This window comes from Candidatus Berkiella aquae (assembly GCF_001431295.2).
Classification (GTDB): domain Bacteria; phylum Pseudomonadota; class Gammaproteobacteria; order Berkiellales; family Berkiellaceae; genus Berkiella; species Berkiella aquae.
The window spans coordinates 663818-675747 of record NZ_LKAJ02000001.1; the positions used below are offsets into that span (position 1 = coordinate 663818).

The 11930-nt window shown below is 36.6% G+C and carries 10 protein-coding genes; 3 read left to right on the forward strand and 7 right to left on the reverse strand.

Going from position 1 to position 11930, the window contains the following annotated elements; translation table 11 throughout:
- Positions 1-109: 109 nt before the first annotated feature.
- Positions 110-3622, forward strand: coding sequence for an ankyrin repeat domain-containing protein (locus HT99x_RS03215; RefSeq protein WP_075065701.1), 3513 nt, complete (start codon positions 110-112; stop codon positions 3620-3622).
- A gap of 994 nt (positions 3623-4616) precedes the next feature.
- Positions 4617-5147 carry a hypothetical protein gene (locus HT99x_RS03220; protein WP_075065700.1) on the forward strand — a complete coding sequence of 177 codons (531 nt, stop codon included), beginning with the start codon at positions 4617-4619 and terminating at the stop codon, positions 5145-5147.
- Positions 5148-5239: 92 nt separating this feature from the next.
- Here HT99x_RS03220 and HT99x_RS03225 read toward each other — a convergent pair whose 3' ends face one another.
- The 4 genes from HT99x_RS03225 to HT99x_RS03240 all read right to left on the reverse strand — a co-directional run bounded on the left by HT99x_RS03225 (position 5240) and on the right by HT99x_RS03240 (position 8527).
- Complete coding sequence (locus HT99x_RS03225; protein ID WP_075065699.1) at positions 5240-5767, reverse strand: hypothetical protein; 528 nt, start codon at positions 5765-5767, stop codon at positions 5240-5242.
- Positions 5764-7515, reverse strand: a complete 1752-nt coding sequence (locus HT99x_RS03230) for a 7-cyano-7-deazaguanine synthase (RefSeq protein ID WP_075065698.1) — start codon at positions 7513-7515, stop codon at positions 5764-5766. The genes HT99x_RS03225 and HT99x_RS03230 overlap by 4 nt, the downstream gene beginning before the upstream one ends.
- Positions 7512-8093 carry a hypothetical protein gene (locus tag HT99x_RS03235; RefSeq protein ID WP_075065697.1) on the reverse strand — a complete coding sequence of 194 codons (582 nt, stop codon included), beginning with the start codon at positions 8091-8093 and terminating at the stop codon, positions 7512-7514. Before HT99x_RS03235 ends, HT99x_RS03230 begins: the two co-directional genes overlap by 4 nt.
- Before the next feature lie 125 nt (positions 8094-8218).
- Complete coding sequence (locus HT99x_RS03240) at positions 8219-8527, reverse strand: helix-turn-helix domain-containing protein (protein WP_075065833.1); 309 nt, start codon at positions 8525-8527, stop codon at positions 8219-8221.
- Positions 8528-8717: 190 nt separating this feature from the next.
- On the opposite strand from HT99x_RS03240, the gene HT99x_RS03245 reads away from it, so the two are divergent.
- Complete coding sequence (locus tag HT99x_RS03245; protein ID WP_259565350.1) at positions 8718-9668, forward strand: tetratricopeptide repeat protein; 951 nt, start codon at positions 8718-8720, stop codon at positions 9666-9668.
- A gap of 307 nt (positions 9669-9975) precedes the next feature.
- Here HT99x_RS03245 and HT99x_RS03250 read toward each other — a convergent pair whose 3' ends face one another.
- The 3 genes from HT99x_RS03250 to HT99x_RS03260 form a co-directional block, all read right to left on the reverse strand.
- Entirely contained in the window at positions 9976-10401 is a 426-nt protein-coding gene (locus HT99x_RS03250) for a hypothetical protein (protein WP_075065695.1), read from the reverse strand.
- The gene (locus HT99x_RS03255; protein ID WP_075065694.1) at positions 10380-10904 is read right to left on the reverse strand and encodes a hypothetical protein; all 525 of its coding nucleotides are present in this window, start codon (positions 10902-10904) and stop codon (positions 10380-10382) included. Before HT99x_RS03255 ends, HT99x_RS03250 begins: the two co-directional genes overlap by 22 nt.
- Positions 10905-11113: 209 nt before the next feature.
- Positions 11114-11743 (reverse strand): hypothetical protein, encoded by a 630-nt coding sequence (locus HT99x_RS03260; RefSeq protein ID WP_075065692.1) that lies wholly within the window; start codon positions 11741-11743, stop codon positions 11114-11116.
- Positions 11744-11930 lie beyond the last annotated feature (187 nt).

Consider the following 11930-nt stretch of genomic DNA (forward strand, 5'->3'; position numbering starts at 1 on the left):
CTTATCGTAAATAAGTTATCAAGAATGTCATTTTGTCGGGAATAGCTTTACATATTGCTGAGAATGGTTACCCTTTGCAAAGGTTCGAACATTGCCTTTGGAAAGTATTATGCCCAAGAGATCACCACCTACTTTAGCATCCCTTTATTCTGCGATTCAAAAAAAGGATATTGATAGAGTCAATGCCTTATTAAGTATTCCAGAAATTTATGAGAATGTGCATGGTAATGGCAATGACATCCTTCGTTTAGCCGTTGACAAAGGCGAGCCTCGCATTGTCGCAATGCTCTTAGCGATTCCGGCAGTAAGAGAAAATGCTCATCTTCATAACAATGAAGTACTCCTTCGCTGTGCTCAAAATCATGAGCACGAATTGATAAGAGAATTATTAAAGATCCCTACTGTGAGCAGTAATGCACATGCTAATGCCAATTTGCTACTTCACTATGCTGCCCATGATGGTCAAATTGATCTGGTTACCACTCTGCTAGCATTACCTCATGTTCAGGAAACGGCGCATGTTAAAAATAATGAAGCACTGCGCTTAGCGGCTCAAAAAGGACATACACAAATCGTACAAGTCCTATTAGCGATACCTGCGGTGAGTGCCAATGCTCATCTCGTCGATAATCAAATACTGCGAGTTGCCATCGCTAATAACCATTATGAAATCATTCAAATTTTATTGACGATCCCTGCAGTGAAACAATCGTTCCAAGTAAAAAGTAATAATGAGCTTTGTCACTTTGTTTATGCTCCTGTTGAATTCGTACTAAGATTATTAGAAGTTGAAAGTGTGAAAGAAAATGCTCATAAACAAAGTAATGAAGCGCTCTATTTAGCTGCCCAGGCAGGAAATATTGGGATGGTTAATCTCTTGCTAGCTATTCCTCAAGTGGCAAAAAACGCTCATGCAAAGAATAATAGAACTTTGTTGATTGCAGCTAAGAATGCGCATTGGGAAATTGTAAAAGCCTTATTATTACATCCTAATGTGTCGCAAAAAATGACCAATGAAATACTATTCGAAATGTTACATCCAGGATTTATGTTTCGATCACAGTTAGATGTAATTATGAGCTTGTTGGAGAATACCAATGTACAACAAGGATTGATGAAAGTTGAGGGAAATAATATCATTGAGTTTTTTGTAAAATTTCCTAATCTTACAGATGTTCTAATTAAAACGGTTCTATTAAACGACAAGCATTTACAATGTTATCTTAATATGTTTGTTGAACGGCCTGATACACAGATATTAACTCAAGCGATACTTAATGTTGCAATAAAAGAAAGCAATGTGAGCGTCTGTAAAAAATTATTGGCTATTCTTAGCGTTAGGAGCAGTATTCAATTAAATTCACTTTCACTTGCAGCTGCTTCTGGGAATATTGAAATAATGAAATTATTATTAACCATCCCAAGAATCAATGAAAATGCACATAGTGATAATAATTATGCCCTTCGACAAGCAATAATAAATGGTCATCCCGCAATAGTAGAAATATTATTAATGCAGCCTCAGGTACGAGCGAGAGCACATGTGTCAAATAATTTTGTACTCAATATCGCAGCTCAATGCAGAAATGTTAATATTGTCAAAATGTTACTAACCGTTCCTGCGGTGAGAAAAAATGTTAATGTGGAAAATAATTTCATCTTGTATAAAGCCGCATCAATCAATCTTAATGGCGGAATCGTTAAAGAGTTACTCCATATTCCTGAAGTCAAACAACAACTGTTTTCAGATGGTGACAACCATAATCTTATCCGTTTTTTTGAAAAATTCCCAGCATATCGATCTGTGGTGAGCGAGACGCTGACACTATACGGGGTACCTTTATCTTGGTTGTTAAAAGATATTGCTTCAGAGGAACAAGTTAACTGTTTAAAAGATTTCTTTCATCAACCTATTCTGTATTTAGAAAAACAAGGTGCATCTGTTTCGATAATAGAAGCGGTTAGAATTCTCTATACAGAACAATTAATTGCTAATCATAAATATCAACAGGCACAAAGAGAACGTAATCGTGAAAGATTTAATAATGTGGATGATGAACAACGTATTGATGCTGTTAGAAAACATTATTTGGCAATAATAAAACCTCATTTTCAAGAAAAGTATGAAAGGCTACGTTTATATCCAATTGAGATAGAAATCAGAATGCTTTTGCTTAATGCGATGATGGAAGAAGCGAAGGAAAAGAGTAAAGATGACTCACAAATGAGTCGAGTTATTGAATATGTTGATTCGTTGGATAGTGATACTAAACGACGTTTACTATTTGGCTCTGATGAAGAAACAATGGCACAAGCGAGAACGGTTTTTAATAGCACGCAAAGCGAGGCGCAAACGGCGTGGAGGGCTTATGATCCGTGGGCACCAGTGGGAGGAGATTGGCCTAACTTGTTGACACCACCTTTACAGAATCATCATAAAGCGGCTTTCACCGTCAACTCAGTTGGATTAGAAGCGCCGACGACTCAAACGGCGAGTGATCTCGTCAGAGAGATGTTTGCCTATAGCTATTTATTAGTAACGGATCAAGAAGGTACCATCGAAGAGCAGAAATTAAGAGAAACGACTTTTATTGCTAAAGTAGCAGAGACGCGCCGCGCTCATAATCAAAATGCCTTTAGCGTTGATGATCCTTCCTGTTTACCAGGTAGCATATCGCGCGCAGGTGATACTTGGATAGCGCATAGTAAAAGCGTCATTCCAGATGTACCTCAACTCTTGGTTGAAGAACTACGCACGCTAGCAATAGAAAAGTTCCAAAATCTTCCACGAGCAGATCAAGCTAAATTGTTCAATGCGTTAGTCATGTTAAGTCAATATAATGCGGGTGACATTATCGAAGGTAAAGCTAATTTTTCAGATGAAGACGTATTTTTAAGACAGCAATTTAGAGATAGTTTAGGAAATTATGGTGAATTATATGCAACCTTAAATCAAGCATTACAAAAACGAGGGTCAAGAGCATTAAATCAAGAAGAATTTGAACTTTATGTCATGGCATTATTAATGAATATTGGTGGGCCGTGGATTTCGCATGCATTAGCCGATATTTATAGAAAAAGTAAAGATGAATCACTTGAAAATCCTTACACTTATTTTTTGGATGCAAATTCAATACAATCAATTACCAAAATGCAATCCATCACTTTGTTACGACCGTGCTTTCAATCGTTATCGCTAGAAAATTGTAATACCTTGCTTTTGCAAACAGCAGAATATCTTGCAAATGGTAAATTTGCAGAAGCGCTTTCACATTTGAAGGAAAATGGCCTTACCCAAGAAACACTAATGCGCATTGAAATATTAATCATCGATTATCAAAAGGCTAAAGAGGTTACACTAAAAGAAAAAGCGTTATTATGGGATTCTCTTTATCATCAGTTTCAATATACACCCATGAGAGATATGGGAGTTTCCTTAAGAAATGTGGTGAATAATGTGGTCGATGGTAAGCAAGCACTGACAACGGCACTGCAAGATGAGCATTTTCCTTCTGAAGAGGTGATGTTAACTAAAAGGAAAGCAAAAGACGACAAGACAGAGTCTACGGAAGCAGACACGGTACGATTGCCCAAAAAGAGAAAGGGACAGGTATACCGATGACCCTACTTAGATTGTCTTGGTGAAGAAAGGTCATTAGCATACCCTGAGGTATCCACACAAATCTAATACTGTAAAAATCAACCATTTTGTCATCCCCGAGAAAGCGGGGATCCAGGTTGCAGAAATTAAAATATAAATTCCGGGATGACGTTATTTAGAGTTTTGTGGGATCGGTATACCTGATCCTTCATTTGCTTTATTTGAAGGTGAGCATAGCGAACCATTCGCCCACTTTGATAAAAGGGGGCAGCTTGTTGAAAACAAGCGGGGGATTTAGGATTTCGTGGCTTTGTAAGACAAAATTTCTCAACTTCTGGTGCGCCCAAGGTGTCGACGCTTCATTTGCTTTATTTAAAGGTGAGCATAGCGAACCATTCGCCCACTTTGATAAAAGGGGGCAGCTTGTTGAAAACAAGCGGGGGATTTAGGATTTCGTGGCTTCGTATGGCAAAGCTTCACTGCCCTCCCTGGCGCAACAATGTCATTCTTTATTTACCCCAGCCCGGCCATCCGTGGCCGGGCGCTCCGCTTTAAAAAAGCAGTGCTTTTTTAAGCGCTCCACCCCGCGTCCGATGTCCGCAATTTAATTCCCCCTGTCTTCTTCAGTTTCAAAAAAAAAAGGCCACTCATCGAGTGGCCTTTTTTTGAAACTGTGGGGCGGCGGGAATTGAGTAGGTTCATTAAGCTATTGAAATAAAAAGATAATCTGAAAGTTATTTTAAATTAGGCCCCCAAAAAGGCCCCTAAAATCTATCTTGGCTATTAAATTGAATCCAGAACCTTATTATACCTCTTGGGTCGAGCACGCATTATATAGCATGAATTGTTTATCGCACATTAAATTGGCGATCTTTTTGTTGGGTATTTAACTGAGAGCAAAATATTTTTTTACTTTGGTGTCAGTCCGCACATATATAATCACGAATTTTTTAGACTTGTTACGGCTAAATTGGACTTGTAGAATGCGCGCTTCAATAACAATGAGGGTGCCAAGATGGATGTTTATGAAGAAAAGCAAAAAAAACAAAAGGAAATTGTTGACTGTCTAAAACGAAACGAACCGCTTACAGACAAGATGCTTGAGATTGCTCTTAATAGCATTCAAATTTGCTTGCTCCGCAATTGCAATAGAGCTGATGAAGAAGATATTTTTTCTAAATTCTTAAATAATATAAGCAGTAGAATGATTGCAAGGCAGTCACTGAGTGAATATGAAATTTATGTGATGGATGATCTTATATCGAGTATGGATTATGAAGAAAGAAGAAAAGCACGCAAATCTAGGGGGGCTAGTTATGGCCATGTAAAGCGACGTCTATCGAGAAATGAACCTCTCACGGGAAAAACGCTCGAACTTGCGCTTGATCTTGTACCTTACAATATACCAGCAAAAGACCAGCATGATGAGTTATTCAACAGCATCTACAGTAAATTAAATGCAGGCCAGCCGCTTAATGAGTATGAATACCATATTATGGTTGATGTACTGTTACTGCATGCCAACCTTTCCGTTGGAGATGTTTAAATTCACACACTATATTGAGGGCTAATTGATGATGAAATCATAGCCCTTTGAAATTATAAATAATTTTTGTATGTGCATCACATTGTATTTTACTATTTTTTTTCAGAAGATAGCTTTAAAATAATCAGTTGTACCCATTTTTTATCTTCTTCATTTAATGTATCTAAGGAGGCATTTTTAAGCTGTTCTTTATTTAAGTATGAGTCAACATAGGAATCATAGCATGTGGATTTTTTGCTCGTTTCTGATTCTTTAATCTGACGACATTCGAGCATTTTTAATAATGTTGGATTTTTATCATTTGCTGAGCTGTCTGTCCAGAGGCCCCATGCCATTGCAATAAAACCTATCGCCACCACGAAGAAAGAAAGCAAAGAGGGATATCTAATATTCCAAATAAACAAATTAGGTTTTTCATTTTTTATTTCCCCTGTTAATCCAGCCAAAGTTAAAAAGCAACCGAGCAGACAGACAGACATGCAAACAATTGAAACAATATATAGCCACGACTTACTGGAAAATTGAAATAATGCAACAGAACCTGCTAAGCCCGCTGCTGAAATAGTAACCAAGTTTGTAATAGTAGTTGCATATGTTTCTGCTGCTTTTGTTTCTGTCATTTATTTGCTTCCCAAAATGGTGGACAATCCCTGCTTTTTAGCCTTTTCCAAATTCCTTCCCTCAATGGAGAAAGATCATTTTTAGTGATTTTTGGTTGGTTTCTAGGAATAACTTCTTGAAAAATTTCTTTCATCATTTTTTTAATACTTGCTTCACTGAATGTTTTTTCAAACAGTGCTATCTGAAGATGTATTCTCCATCGCTCTATCATTTTGAAAAAATTTTCATAAAATGCATCAGTGACTGAGCGCTTTTGATTGACAGCAATTAAATCATCGAGATTTGCTTCAGTAAGAAGGGCATTAACGCGCATTGATAATGTATGAGAGGCGTTATGATCGAGAAGAAATTTTAAGTAAGGCACCTTTTTAACGATAAATGAATTTACTTCTTGAGCGAATTTTCTATGAAATTTAATCAACGCATGAGCGGAAACATTTTCTAAGTTGGATGCTGAATCTAATAGTTGAGGGTATTCAATTAAAAGCTCTTCATCCGTTGATGATTCGATTTTTGTCGTCATCCTTAGAAGCCCAAGAATTGCAGACATTGCTTCATAAATAAAATCATAGTCATCTGCTTCAGCATCAACAAAAGCTATGAAAGGATCGTAACAATAACGCACATCTTTTAATTCTAATCCTGCTGCCCACATTGAAATTTTTCTGAGAATACAAGGAAAACAATATCCGCAATGATTATTATGGGCGGAAGGATTTAATATATTTCTTTTATGTTTATTCTTTTTTATACTGTTTTCTATAGTTGCTGAATGAGCACAAGAAACAGTTAAACCCATAAGCTTTTCTATTTTTAGCTTTTTGCTTCTCTCTATTACTTCTGCTTTTGTTTCTAATACAAATGGATTTAAAATATGCATTTGCTGTTCAAACAATTCAGAAATTATTTCTTCAAATAATTTAAGAAATGCAGGATGAGCGGTCTTTGTTGAAAAAGAGGACGATCTTGCTGTGTCTAATGGTAAATGAATAGCCATTATCCCATTTTCATTTATATAGATATTCTTTACTGAATGGGAATATGCAAGTGCTGAAGCAATAGAAAGAAAGTAAAATGATCTTAGTCTTTGGCTAGGTTCGACTTGGAAATTTTCATTGTCCTCTTTTTGAGTCGTTGCTAAGGATGATATAACTTGGTTAAAATAAGCAATATTGTTTCTCTTGTGATGCTTTTTGAGTCGGTCTTTTAATTCGCCAGCAGGTGCTTTGTCTCGCGTAAAAACATGGACAAATAAGGGATTTCTGCCATTTGCGAGTAATCTTGATGCACCAACCAAACTGTCTTGTCCCCCTGACAATAAACTTATATCTGTCAATGTTCCCCAGTCATTAATGTCCTTATCAGGGGAGAATATTGGCTGTTGTTTAAATTTGCCAGGTAAAAAGCTGAATTTAAAATTATCTGAACTTAGAATTGAGAGACACTCAATTAGTTTTGACTTTATTTTGTCAAATTGTTTTGGACAACGTAGCTGAATTTCTAATGAAAAATTTCTTATCCATTGCTCTCGTTCTCCTCGTTTACATAATTTATCTGCATGATAGATCATGGTTGCTACATCAATTAAATCTTGGACGATAGGGGGGATTTTCCCTTCAGGGGAGTGCTTTGCAGGCATTAATAAATCGGTATGCAATTTACTTCGATTAGAAAAAGGTAAGTGAATAGATTGCCCATTTATTTCAAGTTTATGTTTAGTGCGATCACCAATAATATGATACTTCATAGTGGTGATCCTTTTAAAGAATTAAAGATTTTATTTATTAGGGCTTCTGGCTCAAAATTTAAATGTTTGTTGGTATTAGCCATTGAGTCAATATAGTTGCTAATTGATTTTGATGTGACTTCAACCGAATAAAGATTGGTTAATCCTTTTGAACCAATAGTAAAAGCAAGATCACGAGAAATAATATAATCAATGGCTTTTTTACAATATTCTTTTGTGAACTGCTGATGAATATCTGTGTCATTTTTTAGAAGGGATTTTGCTGCGCAAGTAAGAGCTAATTCTGCAAAAAAAGAATTACATCCTTCTAATGCAAGAATTCGTCGTCCTTCGGCAATAAATGTTGGTATTTTCTCAACTTGTTTATTTTCAATACTTTTGATTAGTGAAATGATTAATTTTACCCCCTTGTCTAAAAGGGGAGAATTTTCTCCGTATTCAGCAGTAAATGCATTATTGATAGCAAGTACCACTTCCCGAGCAGGAGCACCAATTTTGAGGCATTGTTTAACATTATGCCATTTTCTCCCGACCTCTGTACGGCCAATGGGAGAAGGTTGCGAGGTAGATGTGCCCATTCATTAATTCCTTTTTATGCTTTTCTATCGGATAGCAGAGATGGAAACATGACTGGCTAATTATACAGTCGAGCAAACAGATTGATATAGAATTTACAAAAAATATATTTGTCAGAAAGGTTGCTTTATAACGATTGGATGTATCTTAGTAGTTTTGCGCGATTAACTTTATTCATTTTTTCTGTGTAAATAAGTATCTCGGCAATTAAATCATCTTCTGCGTAGAAATAAGAGATAGGAACATTTAACACTTTTGCGATTTGTTTTAGGGTCAATAAATCAGGAATATGTTTGCCAGTTTCATACTGATTCATTCTCGCGCTCGAGGTGAATTCATCAATGCCGGCTGCAATGCCCAGTTTCTTTTGGGATAGCTTTGCCTTTAATCGAGCCTCCTTGAGCCGCTTTGCTACTAAATTTTTGCTAAATGTCAAAGTCAATAACTCACATTATTTTGAGAGTGAGCTAAGATATTCTTAGTTTTTTGCTTGACACGATACTAAGGATTTCTTAGCATCCATCTTTGCTTGAAAACCAACCAAATTGGTTGAGTTACACCTAGCTTGAGTTACAGAGAAATTACCTATGTTTAGAATTTTATTAGTTTTTTGTGTGTTGTTATCAGTGAAATCAATTGCATTGGCATTGCCCACAGTAAAATCAGAACAATTACCTACTGCTAAAGAAGTAATAAATGGTGCAAAAAACGGCAATAAAGAATTTCAGCGTATACTTGGCTTTATGTATGAGTCAGGCGCTGGTGTCACTCAAGATAAATCTCAAGCATTCAGATGGTTTCATAAAGCCGCAGAGCAAGGTGATGTAATAGCTCAAGCCTACCTAGGAACTCAATATGATATAGGGCAAGATGTCCCTCAAAGCTATTCGGAGGCCTTGAAATGGTATCGCAAAGCAGCCGAACAAAACCATCCAGGCGCCCAAGTTTGTCTTGGAAATCTTTATCATGATGGTAAAGGAGTTCCTCAAAGCGATATTGAAGCGGTTAAATTATTTCAAAAAGCTGCTGCTCAAGGTTATCCGCTTGGTCAAACTCACTTAGGTGTCATGTATCACCAAGGGAAAGGCGTGTCCCAGAATTACTCAAAGGCGGTTGAATATTTTCAAATGGCTGCAAACCAAGGAGATGCAGAAGCTCAAATGTATCTAGGCTCAATGTATGAAGATGGACAAGGCGTACAACGCGATATAATGAAGGCTATTCAATGGTTTCATAAAGCTGCAGAGAACGGTGATGATCGTGCCCAAGGCTACTTGGGTGTGAAATATGAGCTTGGAGATGGTGTAACTCAAAATTATTATGAAGCAGTCAAATGGTATGCAAAAGCCGCTAACCAAGGTAATCAACCTGCTCAAACATTGCTTGGATTAATGTATGAAGATGGAAGAGGTATAACCCAAGATTATGTAAAGGCACATATGTGGTATAACTTAAGTGCTTCTCAAGGTAATGTTGAAGCCGCTAGATATAGAAATGAAATTTCCGAAAAAATGAGTAAAGAGCAAATTTCAGAAGCACAGAAGCTTGCTGGCAAGTGGGGAACGTCTAAAAATTAATAAATGCTTGTGGTTGCATCAGTGTATGTTTTTGACTGTTTTTATCCTGAATGTCGTTCTGAAAGTTCTAGATATTTTAGATAGATAAGGAAAATATCTTAAAAATGTTCTTAATTGATGCACCTTTCATTTTCTCCTAAAGAGCCTAAAACAGTAGGCTTACATCATCAATCCATCGTGAAAAATGCGGTCGAACGAAAGATTAAAGAGCATTTATCTTATTTTCTGCTTTAATTAAGGTTTGATAGGTAGCCCTTGTGTCAGATGATAGGTATCTTGAAATACATGAGTGCATGCACCAGTGAATTTATATTAGCGCGCTGATTGTCGTATTCAAAATTCTTTCTTGTTCTGGCGTTATATCCTGAGAATGCGTTGCACAAATCAATAGAGCTTTTAAATTTGCTTTAGAGATAACATCAGTTTTTCTAATAATTTTTTCAATGCCTTTTTGAATGACTGAAGAAATTTCTGTCTCATAAAATTCATCCAGCTGTATCCAGGTGGCTTTTGAAAAGCAGGTTGGTTCAGAGCCATTTGGGATGTGGTAGCAATGAAAATTAGGGTGTAGTTGGCATTTGGGCGCATTAGAATATCGGCGCTCTCTTGATGTGGTTTTAACCAATATATACTTGTTAGTGCTTATTTGTGCTAAGACGACGCAGTATTTTTTCAATACTGAGCCATCACTTGTTACAAATTGATCGTCAATTAAGACTTGGCCCGGCCGCATTGTTGAGGTGCATCTTCGGTTGTTGGACTAGAAAAATTTTTCAAGAAATTATCATGGTCCTCTATGTTTTCTTTTAGCATTTCATACGTTGTTTCAGATGTGTTTTTAAGAGTTTGACTAAATGAGACATAATGATTCTGAACTGTTGATATATTAAACTTGCTTCGAAAGTAATTTAAAAAATCACCCGGAGCGGCTTTAGCCCAATCATTAGCTATTTGTTGCAAGATTTGAAATTCTCGCTTACTCAATTTGTCTTTATCATAATCCAAGTTATTTTTATTGATAAGGGCTTTTAAATGCTGTTCTAGCTGAAATTCAATTTCAATATTTTTAGCTAGTCTATAGGAAATATTCGTTGCACATCGACCTGTTTGAAAGTAATGGTTTAAGTCTAATAAAAAGAGCATATACACCATTATTTCAATAGATTGGCAATCCGTTTCTTTAATAAAAAAGGCTGCAAAATCATCAGTTTTATTTCGATTCTTCAATTTAATCATTTTCTCTCCGTCCTTCTTATATAATATAATACAAGCACATTGGTAAAAAAGTTCCATATTTCCTATAAAAGTAAAAATATTACGCTTAAACGGTATGCTGAAAATATTCTTTTAAGTATTTTGCCTGCTCTTTTAATGCAGCTTTTAGTTGCTTGAGATTAGCTAATTGGCCACCTTTGAAGCTTCTTTTTGCAGAACGCTCTTTGCCTTCATTTGTTTTTGGTCCGGTTGATTTTTCCCAAGGACGCCAATTTCTTATTAGCTTTGATTGCCTTGCCTTTCGAGCTGATGTCCAACCGTTTGCCATGATTTTCCTCCAATAGTTGGTTTTGCTGATTTTTAATTTTTTTCGCGCGCGAAACAGGTTTTGGTTCAGGTTTAACGTTGTTATTAACCTGTTGGTTGTGCCCAATATTAGCTTGCTTCACGAATGCAATATGGGGAGGATTTTTAATGTTAGCTAGCGTTTCCAAAGTTGCTCGACATTGGGATTGTGCCTTAAGAGCCACTCGGAGTAATGCTTCCATTGGCTCAACAAAATTAGTCGTAGTTGCTCTGCATGCGAGGTTGTTAAACATGGCATCTAACGTTTGTGCTTGTATTAGCAACATTCGTTCGACGTGGACTAAGTTGCCATCTTGAATCCGTTTGCCTTCTTCAACAAGTCTGTTAATCGCCCCCATAAAATCAAGTGAACCGAGTTCTTCGGTATAGAGTTGCTGAGTTGTTACACCAAGAAAATGTGGTAAAGCTGCTCTTCTTGTATACAAATTTAAAAGAGATTCTTCAGATTTGGTTTCTTCTTTAGTTTGGAGCTTTTGTGCAGGTTTATTTGTCATAAACGTCCTTATTGATTTGCAACCATGAATATTCCACCATTTGAATGTTCTAAGTATTGGGATGAATCAACACTAAACTAAAGAGGCAATTACGCCGTGATGCAACGAAGGATTGGCTTGGCTGTAACACCGTTTTGCGCTGCCAACAGCGAATGCCGATTGTAAGATAATCATCGGTTGTATCTTT